The sequence below is a fragment of the Faecalibacter rhinopitheci genome (assembly GCF_015234135.1).
GTDB classification, from domain to species: Bacteria; Bacteroidota; Bacteroidia; order Flavobacteriales; family Weeksellaceae; genus Empedobacter; species Empedobacter rhinopitheci.
The window spans coordinates 447,576-467,784 of record NZ_JADGIK010000002.1 but is presented as its reverse complement, the minus strand read 5'-3'; the positions used below and the strand labels follow the sequence as shown (position 1 = coordinate 467,784).

The window sequence follows — 20,209 nt, the reverse complement described above, 5'->3', positions numbered from 1 at the left end:
TCATCCTTAATTTATTTCAGGATCACATCTATTTATGATGAGAAGCTGAAACGAGTTCAGCTTAACAATTCGTCATTTCGAGTAATTTTCTTTTTGATAGAAAGAGAAATTGTATCGATAAATTAGACGAAAATTCATCTTAGTTCTCGATACAATGTTAAAATTTATTAGATTAGTTATCTTGAATTTATTTCAGGATAACATCTACTAATGATGAGAAACTGAAATAAGTTCAGTTTGATATTTATTTTTTCGTAAAATCTAAATCGTGGAAGTCGTAGCTAAAATCGGTCATTGGTGAAATGGCTTTCATTTTAAATCCAGCTAATTTACCGTCTTTCATTTCAGCAAAAACAAATGCATCAGCGTGGAAGTAACGGTTGTTCCATTTTACCGCATACGTATTGTCTTTATAAAAAAACATTTCTCCCGTTAATTGAGGTGAACGTTTCGATTCGAAAATTAACTTTCCTTTTTTCTCGTAAATTTCTACATCACCAAACCAGTTGTCTTTGTATGTTCCGACTAATGATTTGGTATCAATTTTTAATTTCCTATTTTTTTGATTCGCTTCAACTGTTTTCCAAACTTCATCTGTAATACCATCCGCTTCAGCAACACGAGATTTCATTAATTGGTCATAGGTTTGAACCCAATCTTTTTCAGGATTTCCTAAATAAAAATCTTTGATCGTATTTGAAACCGAATTAAACGCAACACCCGCTTGTTGGTTCGTTAAGACCACAATTCCTAAATTCAATTGAGGATAAAAAATCGTTTGCGTTACGATTCCTTCCAATCCTCCGGTGTGCGAAACTTCTAATTTTCCATTAAAATCTTGTAATTGCCATCCTAATCCATACGCTTTGAATAATGAATTGTATGGAGTTGTAGTGCCAACTTTTTGCAACGTTTGAGGCGTAATCATTTCTTTCATTTGTTTTTCAGAAATAATTTGTTTCCCGTTCACTTTTCCTTTATCTAAATTGAATTGTAACCATTTGGCAACATCATCTACATTCGAATAAATTCCTGCTGCGGCATCAAAAATAGTATTTGTGTAACGATCGATTACTTCTAATTTTCCATCAATCGGTACATGTGGCGCAATCGCATTCTTTTTGTCTTTTACCAAATGCCAATTGGCAGCAGAATTTGTCATTCCAATAGGTTCTAATAATCGTTTTGTAACAAAATCAGTCCACGATTGACCAGAAACTCTTTCGATGACCTCACCAGCAATTATATACAATAAATTATCGTAATCGTATTTCGAACGGAAATCTGAAACAGGTTTTAAGAATTGAATATTGTTGATAATATCTTTTGGTGTAAAATTGTGTCCATCAGGCCAAACCATTAAATCGCCAGCGCCTAAACCTAATCCACTGCGGTGTGTCAATAAATCACGAATCGTAAATTCTTTCGTTACATAGTTGTTGTACATTTTGAATTCAGGAATATGTTGAATGACTTTATCATCCCATTTAATTTTTCCTTCATCCACTAAAATGGCTAAAGTAGTAGCAGTGAATGCTTTTGAATTTGATGCGATTCCGAAGTTGGTTGAAGATTCAACTTTTTCTCCTGTTAAAATTGATTTTACACCGTATCCTTTAGAGTGTACGATTGCACCATCTTTAATAACTGCAACAGCCATTCCAGGAACGTCAAAAGCTTTCATGGCATTTTCTGCAACTTGATCAATTTTTTGATTCGAAATATTTTGTGCGAAAGCAATCGTAGAAGCTAACGTAATTGTTGTAAATAGTATATTTTTCATTGGTATTCTGAATTGAAACGAAGTTAAAAAAAATATATTTATTAAAATAAAAGTGATTTTATTTACTTTTATGTTATTAGAAGAGTTTATGAAAAATACAAATAAAATAAGACTAGATTTTTGGACTATACTTTTGATAATAATATCAGTATTGATGTTGATTTACTCATCGATATATATACAATTATTATTCGTATAATAATTTATTATTTAAATTTCCACAGAATTATAATGACAGTAATAAAAAACTTTCGCCTAATGAGATAGGAGATAGTATTGGGGGTATACTAAATCCAATAATTTGAATAACGGGTTCTATATTAACTTTCTTAGCATTTTATATTCAATTTAAAGCAAATGAATTTCAAAAGAAAATAATTAATGATCAAATAGATAAAGAAATAAAAGATAAAGAATTTAAATATGAATCAAATATCAAAATATTTTATCATTTACTTGACTCTCTTGTACAGCATTATAAATTTCAATCAAATAATTTAAAAACGTTTATAAATATTGAAGAGAATAAACCATTATATTCAAATATTTATGGTTTTGGAATAAATTCAAGTTATGGTCATTTGAAATCCTTAGATTTAAATGAATTATACAATTCATTATTTTATCATTTCAACAATAACGATTATCCAAATTGGGAATCAGAATATATTAAAGTTTTAAATTATTTAGGCTATTATGATGAGTCTATTAAACAATCATATCTAGATTTTAAAAAATATTTAGACAAAAAAAATGCATCTATAAAAAAAGTACATCTTGATATGGAAGAAAAAATACCAAATATTTTTGAGGGATATGATGAAAATATAAATGATATTATATATAGATATTTTCAAATATTTAAAAATAAAGATAATTTTTACAAAGATAATGGTGTTGATTTAAAACAATCTCAATCCTATTTTTTTAAAGACTTAATAGAATATTTAAATTATCAAAGAGCTGAATTTCCATATAATGAAAAAATTAAAAATGATTTAATGATTTTTAGTAGTATAAATAAAGATATAGGAGATATAAATAATAATTCAAATTACTACGTAATTGAATTAAAAAATAAATATAATAGTGAATTTGATTTTCAAAATAATTTAAATTGTCCAATTAATTTTTTAGAAACATTTAAAAATAGATTAAAAAAGCCACTCGAATGGAGTGACTTATAATTTATTTTTTAATGATTATTTTTTTTGATTCTGATTTTGTCTTACTTTTAATTTCTATAAAATAAACTCCATCTGGAATTCTATTGTCTAAAATAAATTTTGAATCATTTAATCTATTATTTTGAATAGAATATACAGTTTCCCCTAGTACATTATAAAGAGTTATTTTTTCAATTTTTTCTTTAGATTGCACACTAAAATAATTTGATGCGGGGTTAGGATATATATTTAAATTATTTTTTGTAGATGAAGGTGTTGTAATATCATTTACATCTAATGTCAGTTGATTAATATCTCCGTACATTAACTCTTGACCATATTTTGGATTCTCTGCTGCAATAAAAATTTTGTCATCAAAAATAGAAAAATCCTTTTGCTTCCATTCAAGTTTATTAGCTGAAAAATCGTTTGGTATAAAATATATTTGTTGGTGATCTTTTCCTTTAATAGCATCAATTATTATATCGTTATTATCATAATTAGAATAATTATCAATATATCGCATAACAAATGCATTTCCTTTATAGCATTCAATTTTTGGGGTTATTGGATATCCAAGTTTATGATTCTCGATAGAAGAATTAAAATCAATATAAAAAACGTAATCACTTTGATATCGGGTAGCATAATATAGATTCCCACATTTTATTAAATTATTAATTCCTTGAAATTCATTAGAAGTTGCATATAGTTTTTTAGATGTTTGCATTTCGCTGTCGTATTGTACAATTTGACCTGCACTAACGGCTGTTATTTTAGTATCTTCTAAAAAAACCTTATCTATGCTAGAATAATTTGTGGTGAAATCGGGTAAAATTTTACCTAAATTATTTCCATCTGATAAATAAACTTCATGTTTATAATTTAAATCATTATAAATATCTAGGATTAATTGATGCTGTAAAACACCTATAATTTTTGGGTTGATGATGTTGGAAGGAAAAGTATAAACTAATTGATTTATTTCACCATTAGTTTTATACATTTTTGCAATGTTATAATCTTCTTTTACGATATAATATAGATGATTATTGATTACACCTTGAGAATATTCATGCTCAAATTCGACAGGAATATTGGAAATTTTAACTGTTGAATCAATACTTCCATCCGTTTTATAGACATATTTATTATAGTTGCCATTTGAATAACTATCCACGCCCAAGAAAAATACAGTGTTATTGATTTTGCTTAAAGGGGTATCTATAGAAATAGATTGTGTATCTGCAATTAAACTTTTTATTTCTCCATTACTATTAATTATATGTAAATCATATTTACTAGTAAAAATTAATCCCTTATCAGTTGTTATATAATTAGAAAACTTATCTGTATAATGATTGAAACTTGGATAAATTTCTTTATCCGAAATTAATTTTTGTAAAGAATTATTCTCGTATTTATTTTTTGTATGATTTCCGTGAAAATATAATTTATTTGCTGATATCATAAAATCACTTACATGACTTGAACCTAGATAATTAATTTCTTCGATAGGTTCCAATTGTAATGTAGTTTTATTTAAACGATATGGTTCTGAACCTTTTTCTCTTGTTGATGCAGCAAAATAAATAGAGTTCTCATCAAAATAAAAATTATTTAATTCTGTAAACTGATATTGAGGTAAAATTTGAGTTAGTGAAGTAGGATTTATTTGATATAATTTGGTACCAATAACAACAAAATTATCTTCTAATAATTGAATTTCATTGCCATTATCAGATGTTAATAAACTAGTTGTACCATTTACTATTTTCCATAAATCTGTTTTATTACCTTCTTTAACCGTGAAAGCAATACCCTTATCTATCGTTATGAATTTATATGTATTATCGGAGTTATAAGAATAATTATTTTCAAAATCGTAAAAAACATTAGTGCCAGAATTAGTACCATCCGATTTATAAATAATTACTTTATAATTTTTATCTAAACCAATAAAATAAAATTCGTTATTAGTGGCAGCTCCAATTAATTTATCATAAATGCCACTCTGAAATCCTGGTATAAGGTCTTTAATTAATGATTTTTTTTCACCATTAATTTCATATAATTCGAAACCAGTTTGAGGGGTATATTCTGAAATATAAATTTTATCATTCAATAATATATTTTCTCGAGAAGTATTATTTGATATTATAGAAGATAGCTGAGTAAATCTTTTGGTAGATATATTATATGCCCAAAATGATGTATTATTATTTGAATTGAAAGTTAAATATATATAATTAGATACACTATTATCAAAATTTATATGAGTCGATATATTATTAATAGGTAATATTATTTCAGAAACCGTATTGCCATCAGTCTCCCATAATTGATAAGGCGTATTAAACTTGAAACTTCCTGTAGTAAAATATACTTTATTATTTTTCTTATAAATTTCTTGGATTTCTGTAGGGAGAATTTTTAATAATTCTGTTTGACCATTAGTTAATTTATATAAACCTCCACTATTTAATAAATCTTGGTACCAAAATACTGAATTATTTATATCAAATAATTTAGTTTCCTCATTAATATGCTCATATTCATTAAAAAGACTATGTTTAACAATATCAATTTGATTAGTTGATTTATCTATTTTCCACAGATGTCTTCCTTGATATCCATTGTCCGCATGTAAAAACGTTTCATTATTGAAAGTTATAAAGGATTGTGGATTGCTACTTCTTGTGGAATTTAAGTCGATAAAATTTAATTTAGAACTGTCTTGTCCATAAGCTGTAAGGGAAAGCAATACAAAGAGTAGAGTTTTATTCATTTATAATGTTTTAAGAATCAAAAATAATAAAAAAAGCCACTCAAATGAGTGGCTTTAAGTAATTTATATAAAATAAAACTTAGTCGTTTAATTTTAATACCGCTAAGAAGGCAGATTGTGGAACCTCTACACGTCCAATTTGGCGCATTTTCTTCTTACCAGCTTTTTGTTTTTCTAATAACTTACGTTTACGAGAAATATCTCCACCATAACATTTAGCAGTTACATCTTTACGCAATGCTTTAATGGTTTCACGTGCAATAATCTTCGCACCAATCGCAGCTTGGATCGGAATATCGAATTGTTGACGAGGGATTAACTCACGTAATTTTGCACACATTTTCTTACCAATGTTGTACGCATTATCTACGTGGATTAAAGCAGATAAAGCATCTACAATCTCTCCGTGAATCATGATATCTACTTTTACTAATTTCGAAGCTTTCATGCCTGAAGGAGCATAATCGAAAGATGCATATCCTTTAGAAATTGACTTTAAACGATCGTAAAAGTCAAATACAACTTCAGCTAAAGGCATGTTGAAAATCATTTCAACACGGTGCTGTGTTAAATAATTTTGAGATTGTAATTCACCACGTTTCTCAATACATAAACTCATTACAGGTCCAACAAACTCAGATTTTGTAATGATTGCCGCACGAATGTAAGGCTCTTCCACACGATTTAATCCTGAAGGATCAGGTAATTCTGATGGATTATGAACCGGAATCATTTTGTTGACATCTTTCTCTAAGTAGGCTTCGTAAGAAACGTTAGGTACAGTTGTAATTACAGTCATGTTAAACTCACGCTCTAAACGCTCTTGAACAATTTCTAAGTGTAACATTCCTAAGAATCCACAACGGAAACCAAAACCTAAAGCAGCAGAAGATTCAGCCTCAAAGGTTAATGAAGCATCATTTAAACGTAACTTCTCAATAGAAGCACGTAAATCTTCATAATCTTCCGTATCTACTGGATAAATCCCAGCAAATACCATTGGTTTTACTTCTTCAAACCCATCAATAGCTTCGGCAGCAGGATTATCTACTAATGTAATCGTATCACCAACTTTTACTTCAGAAGCGTCCTTAATCCCAGAAATAATATAACCTACATCTCCAGTTTTAATTGTTTTCTTTTCAACTTGGTTTAACTTAAGCGTTCCAATTTCATCAGCGCCATATTTTTTATTAGTGGCCATGAATTTTACTTGATCACCTTTGTTAATTTCACCATTGATTACTTTATAGAAAGCTTCAATTCCACGGAATGGATTATAAACAGAGTCAAAAATTAAGGCTTGTAATGGAGCATCAGGATCACCTACAGGAGGCGGAACTTTATCAATAATCGTGTGTAATAATTCTAATACACCTTCACCTGTTTTTCCAGAACAACGTAAAACGTCTTCAGGTGCACAACCTAATAAATCAACGATATCATCAGTTACCTCTTCTGGGTTAGCAGAAGGTAAATCGATTTTATTTAAAACTGGGATAATCTCTAAATCATTTTCTAACGCTAAATATAAGTTAGAAATAGTTTGAGCTTGGATACTTTGCGCAGCATCAACAATTAACAAAGCTCCTTCACAAGCTGCAATCGAACGAGAAACCTCGTAAGAAAAGTCAACGTGACCCGGAGTGTCAATTAAGTTTAATATATATTTTTCACCATCTTTTTCATATTCCATTTGGATAGCATGAGATTTGATTGTGATACCACGCTCGCGTTCCAAATCCATATCGTCTAAGGTTTGATTTTGTAACTCACGGTCTGTAATCGTGTTAGTTACTTGCAATAAACGATCGGCCAAGGTACTTTTACCATGGTCAATATGGGCGATAATACAGAAATTACGGATGTTCTTCATATTCAATTTGTAGAATATGCAAAAATAATCTTTTCCTTTCAGAGTACAAGTATTTTATTAAATATTCTAAAGTTTATTTCTAAAGCATTTTTTCACATAAGTACAAAGCAAATAACTATAAGTGTTATTTTTTTAATGAATTAAGAAAGTTGTTAAAGATAATGATGTTTATAAAAATATATTTTCACCTTTTGCAAATGAACATATAAACACATAAATCTATTATAGTTGTAAGAATTTGACGGTATCCTATTGAGTGAATTTCTTCTGAATTTCTTAAATTGCAGATAAAACATATTCTTATGACGGAAATCGATATTTTATACCACAAAGCAAGTGATACATTTGTTGCAGATGATTTTAATGGAAACGTATTAACCTTTAAAGCAGATCGTGAAAATCATGAAACAGCCCAAGAATCTAAAGGTAAATCTGTAGGTCCTATGGTAAGTTTATTAATGGCTTGTGGAGCCTGTAGTGGAATTGATATTGTGATGATATTGGATAAACAGCGACAAGAATTTGATGAGCTAAGAATAAAAGTTTACGGTGAGCGAGAAAAAGATAAAACACCAGCCGTTTGGGAAAAAGTGAGAATTGAATACCATTTAAGTGGAAATTTTGATCACGCAAAAGCAGAACGTGCAGCCGAATTATCTATTGAGAAATATTGTTCAGTTTTAGAAACTTTGCGTAGAGCAGGGGCTAAAGTAGAATATGATGTAATTATAAAATAAAACAGAAACTCCTTACACTTTTACTTGTAAGGAGTTTCTGTTTTATCTTGTACTCAAAGTAACCAATCGCATTTCTAAAGGTATAAATTCATCGATAGGATTATGATTTTCATCATAAATGATAGATGTTTTTCCTGCACGCTGAAACTTATAATTTTTAGGTAAACCAAATTTTTGAATCAAAGGATCGTATTTTAAATTTTCTTTTGGTCTGGAATTATAATAAGTCAAAGCTGTTTTGAGATCAAATAATAATGTATCGGATATTTCAAATAATTGTTCATTTTTGGTAATGAAATGTTCATCATAAATACACGAACAATATTTATCCTCTCCTACAAAAAAGCTAAAATCACTTGAACAATCATTGCTTTCTTTTGACGGTTTTAAATCATTTAAACGCTCAATAATCGAGTTGAATTCTTCCTCTTGAATCAAAACAATTTCGGAATCTAAATCATCAAATTTATTCGTTAAATTATCACACGTTGGTGCAATTTGATAGTCTAAATGATTAGGTGGAAAAACAGCTTTGATTACTTTCTCTGGATTTACCTTTAGATGTAAAATTTCTTTTGGTTGTTCGCAGGATGTGAAAAGGAAAAGAGTAAATAATCCTAAAATAAAATTCTTCATAAATAGTGTTTAAACTTTAATGTAAATTTTCTTCTGATCTAAATAATAAGCTAAAGCCCAAAAGAAGCCTAAAAAGATAAGAGAATAAACAAAAGATCCAACTTCGGGAATTACCGGAATTTTAGCACAAACAGTTTCGTAGAACCATCCTAATGGAGAAATATATTTGATTAGACCCTCTTCATTTAATCCATTTTCTATGCGAATTAATCCCAATAAACGAGGAAATAAACCACTGAATGCAAAAATGAATAATGGGTTTTTACCAAAGACATCAAAAAATTTCATTACACCATTTTTGATGTTCAAAATTTCGATGAACCAAATCATGGTTGCAATCGTAACGAGTGATAATCCTGTGGTGTGAATGACATACGAACTGCTCCAAATCTTTTTATTGTACGGAAACTCTAATTGCCAAAAATAACCGATAACTAAAGCAATTGTTCCCAAAACAAATAAACCTGAGACTAAGCGATAATTCGGCTGATTGGATTCGGGTAAAGCTTTGCTTAACCATTTTACATTGCCTTGTTTATTGATGAAAATACCAGCCAAATAACCCAATAAAACTTGCGGAATCGCATTGATTGTACTGTATAAACCTTCGGGATCGAAAGGAATCGATTCGCCTTTATAAATATGGGCTAAACCTAAAATTTGAGTATCGATTGATGTTCCGATAAATCCTTCAATCGAATAAGGATCTGTTCCACCTAAAAATTTGGTAAGAATCCAATAGCCGACTAAGATTCCACCCGCAATCCATAAGACCATTTTTTCTTTAAAATAAAAAGCAATGACTGATGCAAAGAAATATGCGATTGCAATACGTTGTAAAACGCCCATAATGCGGATACCACTTTCCGGTGAATCTTGCCACGCTTTAAAAATGATTTCGTCATTCTCCCATTTAACAAACGGAAACCAATTGATGAATAAACCAATTCCGAAAATGATGATTGTTCTTTTGATTACTTTTTTCCAGAATTCTTGTTGAGGTTGTTTCTTGAATCGAGGAATCACGAAAGCCATCGCATTTCCAACCGCAAATAAAAAGAAAGGAAAAACTAAATCAGTGGGTGTGCATCCGTGCCAATGGGCATGTTGTAATGGAGCAAACATCGCTGACCAAGTTCCAGGATTGTTGACCAAAATCATTAAAGCAACGGTTGCACCTCGAAATACATCAAGGGAATAATAGCGTGGTGGTTTCATTTGATATCAATAATGTTTAAAAATAAAAAATCCACACAAATAACTTGCGTGGATTTTGAAAATATATTCGTTAAATGAATTTAATATCCGTGAAGATTAACTTCTTCTGTCGATTCGACTTCAACTTTTTTACCCATTTTCTTTTGGATTACTTTAAAGTGGTGTAAATCTTCTTCCGTAATTAAGCTGATAGCTTTTCCGGTTTGATTTGCACGACCTGTACGACCAATACGGTGAACATAATCTAAAGGCGAACGAGGTAATTCGTAATTAATTACATAAGGAAGACCTTCGATGTGGATCCCACGACCAATTAAATCTGTAGCCACCAAAACTTGTACATCTCCTAATTTAAAATCTTCTAAATTATCCATACGAGCTCCTTGCGATTTTTTACTATGCACCGCTAACGCATCAATATTATTCTTTTTTAATTTTTCCACTAAATTATCAGCAGTACGTGTAGAAGAAACAAAAATTAAGACTTGCTGAATATTTTCAGTTTTGATTAAATAACGTAAAAAAGGACCTTTGTTTTCAGCAGTTACATGATAAGCTACTTGCTCAATTGCTTCAATATCGATGTCTTGTTTTTTAACTTCAACAACGATTGGATTAATTTTTAAAGTTGCTTTAATTTCATCTACTTTCTCATTTAAAGTTGCCGAAAATAAAATTGATTGCTTTTTAGCTGGAACTACTTTTAAAATTCGCTCCATTTCTTCTCCAAAACCTAATTGGAACATTTTATCTGCTTCATCAATCACTAAATACTCCAATTGATCCATTGAAAAAGCATTGTGATCCAATAAATCTAATAAACGTCCAGGTGTGGCAATTAAGATTTCTGTTCCATATAAATTTTTCATTTGAGGATTAATTGATGTTCCTCCGTAAACTGCTTGTGTCTTTACTTCGCGACGTAATGCATCTTGTAATCCTACAAAAGTTTCTTCGATCTGAACTGCTAATTCACGAGTCGGAACTAAAATTAAAGCTTTTATCGCACGAGATTTTTCGTATGAAGCATGCTGCATTTTTTGTAACAATGGCGCTACAAAACATAAAGTTTTACCCGAACCTGTTTTTGCAATTCCCATTACATCTTTTCCTTTTAAAATATGAGGAATGGTTTGTTCCTGAATTTCGAAAGGTTTTAAGAATCCTAATTTTGAAATTGACTTAGCTATATATGGAGATAATCCTAATTGTTCGAATGACATAAAAATATTTAAAGTACAAAGGTAAAACTTTTAAATAGTATTTGTTTTAAAATTAAAAAATCCTCCACGATTTGGAGGATTAATTTTATAATTGTTTCAAAAAATGATCTACTTGTTCTTCTGGTGTTGCCCAAGAAGTCACTAATCGAATAGCTGATTTTTCTTCATCCATTTTTTGCCAGATAAAAAAATCAAAATGTTCTTGTAATCGTTCAATTTCGTAGTTAAATAAAATTGGAAAAATTTGATTTGAAGAAGGAACAGTTAAAAAATTGTAGCCTTCTCCAGCAATTCCTTCTGCTAATTTTTTAGCCATTGCATTGGCATGTTTTCCCATTTCAAAGAATAAATCATTTTTGAACATTTCTGCAAATTGGATTCCTATTAATCTTCCTTTGGCTAGCATTCCACCTTTTTGCTTAATATGATAACGGAAATCCTCATTTAATTTTGAATTATTTATAATAATAGCTTCACCGATTAATGCACCATTTTTAGTTCCTCCGATATAAAAAATGTCCGTTAAATTCGCTAAATCTTCTAAGGTTAAATCACATTTAGAAGAAGTTAAAGCAGAGCCTAAACGTGCACCATCTACAAATAAGTATAAATTATTTTCTTGACAAAAATCATAAATAACCGTTAATTCCGCTTTGGTGTAAACACTTCCCACTTCGGTCGAATTGGAGATATAAACCAATTTAGGTTTCACCATATGTTCATCTGTGTGGAGTGTTAAAATATTTTGAATTTCTTCTAAGGTAATTTTTCCATCTGTTGTGGGAACCGTATTTACCTTATGTCCCGTAGCTTCAATAGCACCAGTTTCATGTACCGCAATATGACCAGATTCTACTGCAATTACAGATTCGTGTGGTTTTAGAATCGATGAAATTACAATTAAATTGGCTTGTGTTCCTCCTGAAACAAAATGTATAGCAGAATCTTTTTGTAAATAAGTTTTGATTAAATCTCTTGCTTCATTACAAAATTCATCTTCTCCATATCCGACTGTTTGTTGCAAATTTGTTTCCATTAATCTTTGAAGGATTAATGGATGAGCTCCTTCACTGTAATCGTTTTTAAAACTATATTTTTTCAAAATTGTTATTTATTTGATACGTTAAAATTACGCTTTTCCTAAATTATTCCTATTTTCAAAAGTAACTTTGAAATAAATTAATTATTCATGAAAATATTAGTCGTAGAAGATGAAATCCAATTACAGCAAACTATTGTTCAGTTTTTGGAAAATGAGAAATTAATTGTTGAAACAGCAAGTAATTTCGCAGAAGGTTTAGATAAAATTATTTCATTTGATTACGATTGTATTTTATTGGATATGATGTTGCCAGATGGAGATGGAATGTCTTTATTGAGAGAGTTAAAAAAAATGCAGAAAAAAGCTTCTGTAATTATCCTTTCAGCAAAAGATTCAGTGGACGATAAAGTGGAAGGTTTATTAGTCGGAGCAGACGATTATTTAGCCAAACCATTTCATTTTGCAGAATTGTGGGCGCGTATAAAAGTTGCAATGCGAAAGAATCAACAACATGGAGAGGAAAAAATTACATTTAAAAATTTATCAATTTTTCCTGAAGATCGTCGATTTTTAGTAAATGGTGTAGATATAAAATTAAATCGAAAGGAGTATGATTTAATTTATTATTTTATGCTTAGGCCAGAACGAGTTTTTCAAAAAACAACATTAGCAGAGAGTGTTTGGGGCGATCATATTGAGATGGCAGATAATTTAGATTTTATTTATTCTCAAATTAAAAATATTCGAAAAAAATTAAAGGACGCTAATGCTGATGCTGATTTGCAAGCTGTTTATGGAGTAGGATATAAATTAATTTAGATGAAGACTTCTTTAAAAAATTATACGTTTAGATACCTTACAATTTCTTTATTGGCAGTGCTAACAATTTGGGCATTGCTTTTTCATTCTATGATTTTAGATGAGGTTTACGATAATGTTGATGATGGACTTAAAAATCAGAAAATTGAAATAATTCGTGAATCTTATGTAAATCCAGAAATCGTTAAAACGAATGAATTTGGATTAGCTCAATATCGTATTTTACCTGTTTCTCATTTAGAGTATAATGAAGCAAATCGGTTAACAAATGAGATGGTTTTTATGCCATATGATGGGGAAGAAGAGCCTTATCGTGTTTTAAGAACTGGATTCTATGGTCAAGACGGAAAGGAATATTCACTGGAAATTAGAACCTCTACAGTAGAAGAAGATGATTTGATTTATGATCTAACAATTGCCTTAATCTTTTTATACATTATTATTTTAGTTAGTATTTTATTGATTAATCATTTTGGCTTAGATAAAGCTTTTAGACCGTTTGATAAGATTATGACACAATTACAAAATTATCGTTTTGGGCAGTCAAAAAAAATTGAACAGATAGAAACGAATGTAACAGAGTTTTATGTTTTACAAAATGAGATTTCTTCGATGATTGATCGTAACGAAAAAGTATTTACTGATCAACGTTTGTTTATAGAAAACGCATCACATGAGTTACAAACGCCTTTAGCTATTGCCATTAATAAAATAGATCTAATGTTAGATCAATCAGAATTAAATGAAAAAGATTATGTACAGTTAGCTGAGACTAAAAATTCGTTGTGGCGAATGGTTAATTTAAATAAATCTTTATTAATGTTATCTCGCATCGAAAATCAACATTATGCGAATCAATCACCAATAAATTTTAAATCTTTAATACAAGAAATTGTAGAGGATTATGAACCATTTTTTGAGGATGCAGAAATTAATGTTGAAACAAATATAAATCAGGATTTTATAATTAATTACAATTCTGATTTGGCTCGGATTTTAATTTCAAATTTAATCCGAAATGCAGTGAAGCATAATAATGAACAGAAATCTATTCAAGTAAAAATCGAAGCGGATCATATAATTATAGCCAATACGAGTAATCATGGTGAGCTAAATGAAAATGTAATTTTTAATCGATTTTATAAGCAAGGAAATTCAGATGGAAGTACAGGTTTAGGACTATCTATTGTAGATACAATTTTAAAAAATCAAATGAATTTAAAATTAGATTATCGTTATCAAGCGCCTTATCATCAATTTATTTTAATAAAATAAAAATTTAAATAATTTTTCCTAAATCTTTCCTAATTCAAGTTAGAAATTTGTCCTATCAAATTAAAAAAATCAACAATCATGAAAAAAATATTTAGTTTATTATTCATCACGATGTCAGTTATGATCTTTGCACAAGATCAAGTTATTCGTTTTAATCAATTACCACAAGCTAGTCAAAATTTTATTACTTCTTATTTTGGTGCAAAGCATGTAAGTGCTGTAATTATGGATGATGATTACTTTTCTAAAGATTATGAAGTAATCTTAAATAACGGGACGAAAATTGAATTTGATGGAGATGGAGCATGGAAAGAAATAGACGGAAAAAGAAATGCTATTCCGATGGGATTTGTTCCAAAGTCAATTTCAAATTATGTAAAGAAAAGTTTTCCAAATGCTAAAATCAAAAAAATTGAAAAGAAAAGATTTAAATACGAAGTTGAATTAACGAATGGATTGGATTTAGAATTTAATTCGAAAGGTCAATTCACAAGAATTGATGATTAATTTTTTAACCAAGAAAATTACGAAATGAAAAAACTATTTTTAGGATTAAGTTTATTTGCTTTTATTGGATTTACAACAGCAGCTTGTAATACTGATGATGATAATAATACAACAATCGTAGAAGCCAATACGCTACCCAACGAAGGTCAATTATTCATCACTACTCATTTTCCAGGTACAACAATTTCAGTCGTGGAAAAGTACAATCCTGCAAAAGCTGATGGTACAATGTATGAAGTCAAATTATCTAATGGTGTTGAAATTGACTTAGACCAAGCTGGTAATTGGATAGAGGTAGACGCTCCTAGTTATGCATCTTTACCTACAAGTTTTATACTTCCTAACATTGTAAATTATATTGAAACAAATTATCCCGCGCAAGGAATTAATTCAATTGATAAAACTGTAGCAGGATTTGATGTTGAATTAGTAAATGATATAGATTTAATTTTTGATACGAATGGAAATTTTCTTCGTATTAAACCTTAAAAAAAATATAGATTATAATAAAAATCCAACTTAAATTTAAGTTGGATTTTTTTATTATTTATCACGCCGTTCTAACATTGGGACAAATTGAAAATCGCCAAATTCATACATTTCAAAATTATCTTCATCCAAACGTATTATTGTCATCATTTTTTGGGAATTTTCACCAACCGGAATTACCATAATTCCACCAATTTTTAATTGTTTTAATAGTTCTTTCGGAATTTCAGGAGCACCTGCAGTAACCAAAATTTTATCAAAAGGCGCATATGTAGGTAAACCTTTATATCCATCGCCATAAGTTTGGTAACGAGGTACGAACCTAATATTACGTAAAATTATTTTAGAAAAATCAAATAATTCTTTCTGGCGTTCAATAGTAAAAACTTCTGCGCCTAAAGCAACTAATACAGAGGTTTGATAACCACTTCCAGTTCCAATCTCTAAAACTTTTTCTTTGGGTTGCACATCCAACAATTGGGTTTGGAAAGCTACTGTATATGGATGCGAAATAGTTTGTCCAGCAGCAATAGGAAATGCTTCGTCTTTATAAGCAAACTCTGAAAAAGCGCTATCTAAAAACAAATGGCGTGGAATACTATTTATGGCTTGCAATACTTGTTCATTTTCAATTCCCTTGGTTCTCAGAGAATCTACAAGCATTTTTCTTCTTCCTTTACTTTTAAAATCGTCTATTGACATCTTCCAAAATTTTTACAAAAATGCGTTAAATACAACATATTCTCATTAATTTTATCGGCAAATTCTACACAAAATGTTAAAAGTAGGCGTAATTGGTGCAGGTCACCTAGGTAAAATACATTTAAAGTTATTAAACCAATCTGAAAAATACGAATTAGTAGGTTTCTTTGATTCATTCGAAGAGAATGGAAAAAAAGTGGAAGCTGAATTTGGTTACAAATTTTTCCACTCAATGGACGAGTTGATGGATGCAGTAGATGTTGTGGATATTGTAACTCCTACATTGTCTCATTACGAAGTAGCGGTAAAAGCAATTGAAAAAGGAAAACATTTCTTTGTTGAGAAACCGATTACAAATACATTAGAGGAAGCCAATTCATTAATAGAATTGTCGAATGCAAAAGGGCTTAAGGCACAAGTAGGACATGTAGAACGATTCAATCCTGCATTTACTGCTGCATTACCACATATTGAAGAACCATTATTTATCGAAACACATCGTTTAGCAGAATTTAACCCAAGAGGTACAGATGTTCCAGTTGTTTTAGATTTAATGATTCATGATTTAGATGTGATTTTATCAATTGTAAAATCAGAAATTAAGTCAATACACTCATCAGGAGTTTCAGTTATTTCTCATACACCAGATATATCAAATGCACGAATTGAGTTTGAAAATGGTTGTGTGGTTAATGTATCTACATCTCGTATGTCAATGAAAAATATGCGTAAGATGCGTGTTTTTCAACGAGATGCTTATATCTCAATAGATTTCTTAGAAAAGAAAACGGAGATTATTAAAATGCACAAAGCACCTGAAGATCCTAATGAATATGCAATGATTTGGGAAAATGATAAAGGAGACCGCAGAGAAATATGTTTTGAACATCCAGATGTTTTACCGAATAATGCTATTTTAGATGAACTAGAATCATTTGCAGATTCAATCGAACAAAATTTACCTATCAAAGTTTCGTTAGAAGACGGTCGCAATGCATTAAAAGTAGCTTTAGAAATTATTTCTTATTTCGAAAAATCGCAAGAAGTAATTAAAAATCAGAACATAGAAAAAGAATAAATAAACACCACAAAAAAAATGAAAAATATTACTGTTATTGGTGCAGGGACAATGGGGAATGGAATTGCTCATGTATTTGCACAATCCGGATTTAAAGTTAATTTAGTCGATGTAGCCCAAACTAGTTTAGACAAAGGTTTAGCTACCATTGCAGGTAACCTTGATCGTATGATTGCGAAAGAGAAAATTACTGCAGAGGATAAAGCGACTACTTTAGGAAATATTTCGACATTTTTAAATGTTGAAGAAGGTGCTAAAGAAGCTGACTTAGTTGTAGAAGCTGCAACTGAAAATTTAGATTTAAAATTAAAAATCTTTCAACAAATAGATGCTGCAGCACCCTCTCATGCAGTATTGGCTACAAATACTTCATCAATTTCTATTACTAAAATAGCTTCTGTAACAAATAGACCAGAACAAGTAATTGGAATGCATTTTATGAATCCTGTTCCGATGATGAAGTTAGTGGAGATTATCCGTGGATACAGTACGTCAGATGAGGTCACAGCAGCTATTATGGATATGTCTAAGAAATTGGATAAAATTCCGGTAGAAGTGAATGATTATCCAGGTTTTGTGGCAAATAGAATCTTAATGCCAATGATCAACGAAGCGATTTATACTTTATATGAAGGTGTTGCTGGAGTAGAAGAAATAGATCAAGTAATGAAATTAGGAATGGCTCATCCAATGGGACCTTTACAATTAGCAGATTTTATAGGGTTGGATGTATGTCTTTCTATTTTAGAGGTTTTATATGATGGATTTAAAAATCCAAAATATGCACCGTGTCCACTATTAGTTAATATGGTGACAGCTGGAAAGAAAGGAATAAAGTCGGGAGAAGGATTTTATGATTACTCTGCATCAAAGAAAGCAGAAAAATTAGCTCGTCAATTTGCAAAATAATTCAATTTATAATCAAAAAAAAAGGTCATCCATTTTGGATGACTTTTTTTTATCAAAAACTTTAAATTAAAATTTTATCCTTTGATTGTTGCTAATGCAGTTTCATAAGATGGTTCTTGTGCAATTTCAGGCACTTGTTCTGTATAAACTACATATCCTTCTGTATCGATCACGACCACTGCACGACTTAATAAACCTGCTAAAGGACCTTCAGTCATTTTAACACCATATGCATCGTCAAAAGTTGCATCTTTAAATGCAGATAATGAGATAACATTTTCTAAACCTTCTGCAGCACAAAAACGGCTAAATGCAAATGGTAAATCTTTCGAAATACATAGTACAACTGTGTTTTCTACAGATGATAATTCTGTATTGAATTTTCGTACCGATTCTGCACAAACTCCTGTATCCACACTTGGGAAAATATTTAAAACAATATTTTTTCCTGCATAATCTTTTAATTTTTTTTCTGATAAATCAGTAGCAGTTAAATTGAAATCAGGTGCTTTTGTTTCAATTGCTGGTAAGTTTCCGTTTGTTTGGATAGGATTCCCTTTAAATGTAATTGTAGCCATATTTTGTTGATTTTATTATGTATTTAAATCGTGATAAATTTAAGTAAATTCTGATGAGAATAAATTATCTTCGCATGTAAGATTAGATTTTACACAAACAAATAATTCACAAATATTATGCAACTTTCAAAGCGTCTACAAAATTTAAAACCTTCAGCTACGATTGCAATGTCTACAAAGGCAAGAGAATTAAAAGCCCAAGGATTAGATATTATTAGTTTAAGTATCGGAGAGCCTGATTTTAACACTCCTGATTTTATCAAAGATGCAGCTAAAAAAGCTTTAGACGAAAATTATACAGCTTACACGCCAATTGGTGGTTATCCAGAATTAAAAGATGCGATTATTACCAAATTTAAACGTGATAATAATATTGAGTATGCTCAAAACCAAATTGTAGTTTCTACAGGTGCTAAGCAATCGATTTATAATGTTTTACAAGCTATTGTAGATGATGGTGATGAGGTTATTATACCAACTCCTTATTGGGTTTCATATTCTGATATTGTAGAATTATCTGGAGGAACACCAATTTTTGTAGAGGCAACATTAGAAAATGATTTTAAAATTACGCCAGCGCAATTAGAAGCTGCTATAACAGATAAAACTAAGGCAATTATTTATTCTTCTCCATGTAACCCTTCTGGATCAGTTTATACGAAAGCAGAATTACAGGATTTAGCAACTGTATTGGCTAAACATCCAAATGTAATTATCATCTCAGACGAAATTTATGAGCATATTGTTTACGGTGAAAAAAATGTTAGTATTGCATCTTTTCCTGAAGTATATAACCAAACTGTAACTGTAAATGGATTAGCAAAAGCTTTTGCAATGACAGGTTGGAGAATTGGATTTATTGGTGGACCAGCTTGGTTAGCAAAAGCATGCGAGACGTTACAAGGACAAGTAACTTCTGGTACAAATGCAATCGCACAACGTGCAGCAATTACAGCTTTAGAAGCTGATCCTTCTTCTGTGAAATATATGATTGATGCATTTGCAGAACGTCGTGAATTAATGATTGGATGGGCAAAAGAAATTCCAGGATTTAAAGTGAACGAACCTAAAGGAGCGTTTTATTTATTTCCAGATGTTTCTGAAACGTTTGGAAAAACATACAATGGCGTTACAATTAATAATGCAGACGATTTAGCATTATATATTTTAGAATATGCACAAGTAGCAATTGTATCAGGTTCAGCTTTTGGATCAAAAGAATGTATTCGTATTTCTTACGCAGCTTCTGTAGAAGAATTACAAGAAGCAATGACACGTATCAAAAATGCATTATCGTAAAAAATAGTTTTTCAACATATTTATATTAAAGCCTCGAACGAAAGTTCGAGGCTTTATTTTTATTTAACATTCTGAAAATGATTT

Annotated in this window: 18 protein-coding genes; 9 read left to right on the top strand and 9 right to left on the bottom strand. The window is 30.1% G+C overall.

The genetic code is table 11. The annotated features are described in order from the left end of the window. Window positions 1-244: 244 nt before the first annotated feature. Window positions 245-1,783, bottom strand: coding sequence for a serine hydrolase (locus IM532_RS04960; protein WP_194182324.1), 1,539 nt, complete (start codon window positions 1,781-1,783; stop codon window positions 245-247). Between the two features lie 581 nt (window positions 1,784-2,364). On the opposite strand from IM532_RS04960, the gene IM532_RS04955 reads away from it, so the two are divergent. Continuing rightward, window positions 2,365-2,970 carry a hypothetical protein gene (locus tag IM532_RS04955; protein WP_194182323.1) on the top strand — a complete coding sequence of 202 codons (606 nt, stop codon included), beginning with the start codon at window positions 2,365-2,367 and terminating at the stop codon, window positions 2,968-2,970. A 1-nt stretch (window position 2,971) separates the two neighbouring features. On the opposite strand, the gene IM532_RS04950 is transcribed toward IM532_RS04955, so the two are convergent. Together IM532_RS04950 and lepA are read right to left on the bottom strand one after the other, a co-directional pair. Then, window positions 2,972-5,737, bottom strand: a complete 2,766-nt coding sequence (locus IM532_RS04950; RefSeq protein ID WP_194182322.1) for a T9SS type A sorting domain-containing protein — start codon at window positions 5,735-5,737, stop codon at window positions 2,972-2,974. A 79-nt stretch (window positions 5,738-5,816) separates the two neighbouring features. Next, window positions 5,817-7,613, bottom strand: coding sequence for a translation elongation factor 4 (lepA, locus tag IM532_RS04945; RefSeq protein ID WP_194182321.1), 1,797 nt, complete (start codon window positions 7,611-7,613; stop codon window positions 5,817-5,819). Window positions 7,614-7,915: 302 nt separating this feature from the next. Between lepA and IM532_RS04940 the strand changes: the two genes are divergently transcribed. Further along, a complete protein-coding gene (locus IM532_RS04940) occupies window positions 7,916-8,350 on the top strand; it encodes an OsmC family protein (protein ID WP_194182320.1) in 435 nt (144 codons plus the stop codon). 42 nt (window positions 8,351-8,392) lie between these two features. On the opposite strand, the gene IM532_RS04935 is transcribed toward IM532_RS04940, so the two are convergent. The 4 genes from IM532_RS04935 to IM532_RS04920 all read right to left on the bottom strand — a co-directional run bounded on the left by IM532_RS04935 (window position 8,393) and on the right by IM532_RS04920 (window position 12,463). Next, complete coding sequence (locus IM532_RS04935; protein WP_194182319.1) at window positions 8,393-8,986, bottom strand: hypothetical protein; 594 nt, start codon at window positions 8,984-8,986, stop codon at window positions 8,393-8,395. 9 nt (window positions 8,987-8,995) lie between these two features. Continuing rightward, complete coding sequence (locus tag IM532_RS04930; protein WP_194182318.1) at window positions 8,996-10,204, bottom strand: acyltransferase family protein; 1,209 nt, start codon at window positions 10,202-10,204, stop codon at window positions 8,996-8,998. An 80-nt stretch (window positions 10,205-10,284) separates the two neighbouring features. Further along, window positions 10,285-11,427 (bottom strand): DEAD/DEAH box helicase, encoded by a 1,143-nt coding sequence (locus IM532_RS04925; RefSeq protein ID WP_194182317.1) that lies wholly within the window; start codon window positions 11,425-11,427, stop codon window positions 10,285-10,287. An 85-nt stretch (window positions 11,428-11,512) separates the two neighbouring features. Continuing rightward, window positions 11,513-12,463 carry a threonine aldolase family protein gene (locus tag IM532_RS04920; protein ID WP_194182348.1) on the bottom strand — a complete coding sequence of 317 codons (951 nt, stop codon included), beginning with the start codon at window positions 12,461-12,463 and terminating at the stop codon, window positions 11,513-11,515. 153 nt (window positions 12,464-12,616) lie between these two features. On the opposite strand from IM532_RS04920, the gene IM532_RS04915 reads away from it, so the two are divergent. The 4 genes from IM532_RS04915 (at window position 12,617) to IM532_RS04900 (ending at window position 15,559) form a co-directional block, all read left to right on the top strand. After that, window positions 12,617-13,288, top strand: coding sequence for a response regulator transcription factor (locus IM532_RS04915; RefSeq protein ID WP_194182316.1), 672 nt, complete (start codon window positions 12,617-12,619; stop codon window positions 13,286-13,288). Continuing rightward, window positions 13,289-14,563 (top strand): sensor histidine kinase, encoded by a 1,275-nt coding sequence (locus tag IM532_RS04910; RefSeq protein WP_194182315.1) that lies wholly within the window; start codon window positions 13,289-13,291, stop codon window positions 14,561-14,563. A gap of 78 nt (window positions 14,564-14,641) precedes the next feature. Then, window positions 14,642-15,070 (top strand): PepSY-like domain-containing protein, encoded by a 429-nt coding sequence (locus tag IM532_RS04905; protein ID WP_194182314.1) that lies wholly within the window; start codon window positions 14,642-14,644, stop codon window positions 15,068-15,070. 24 nt (window positions 15,071-15,094) lie between these two features. Beyond that, on the top strand, window positions 15,095-15,559 hold the full coding sequence (locus IM532_RS04900) for a PepSY-like domain-containing protein (RefSeq protein ID WP_194182313.1): 465 nt from the start codon (window positions 15,095-15,097) through the stop codon (window positions 15,557-15,559). Between the two features lie 54 nt (window positions 15,560-15,613). Here the strand turns inward: IM532_RS04900 and IM532_RS04895 are convergent, their stop codons facing one another. Then, a complete protein-coding gene (locus tag IM532_RS04895) occupies window positions 15,614-16,261 on the bottom strand; it encodes a protein-L-isoaspartate(D-aspartate) O-methyltransferase (RefSeq protein WP_194182312.1) in 648 nt (215 codons plus the stop codon). A 73-nt stretch (window positions 16,262-16,334) separates the two neighbouring features. Here IM532_RS04895 and IM532_RS04890 point away from each other — a divergent pair, with 73 nt between their 5' ends. Continuing rightward, on the top strand, window positions 16,335-17,339 hold the full coding sequence (locus IM532_RS04890) for a Gfo/Idh/MocA family protein (RefSeq protein ID WP_194182311.1): 1,005 nt from the start codon (window positions 16,335-16,337) through the stop codon (window positions 17,337-17,339). An 18-nt stretch (window positions 17,340-17,357) separates the two neighbouring features. Continuing rightward, a complete protein-coding gene (locus IM532_RS04885; protein WP_194182310.1) occupies window positions 17,358-18,248 on the top strand; it encodes a 3-hydroxybutyryl-CoA dehydrogenase in 891 nt (296 codons plus the stop codon). Between the two features lie 74 nt (window positions 18,249-18,322). Here IM532_RS04885 and tpx read toward each other — a convergent pair whose 3' ends face one another. Then, complete coding sequence (tpx, locus tag IM532_RS04880; RefSeq protein WP_194182309.1) at window positions 18,323-18,826, bottom strand: thiol peroxidase; 504 nt, start codon at window positions 18,824-18,826, stop codon at window positions 18,323-18,325. A gap of 117 nt (window positions 18,827-18,943) precedes the next feature. On the opposite strand from tpx, the gene IM532_RS04875 reads away from it, so the two are divergent. After that, the gene (locus tag IM532_RS04875; RefSeq protein WP_194182308.1) at window positions 18,944-20,125 is read left to right on the top strand and encodes a pyridoxal phosphate-dependent aminotransferase; all 1,182 of its coding nucleotides are present in this window, start codon (window positions 18,944-18,946) and stop codon (window positions 20,123-20,125) included. Window positions 20,126-20,209: the final 84 nt, after the last annotated feature.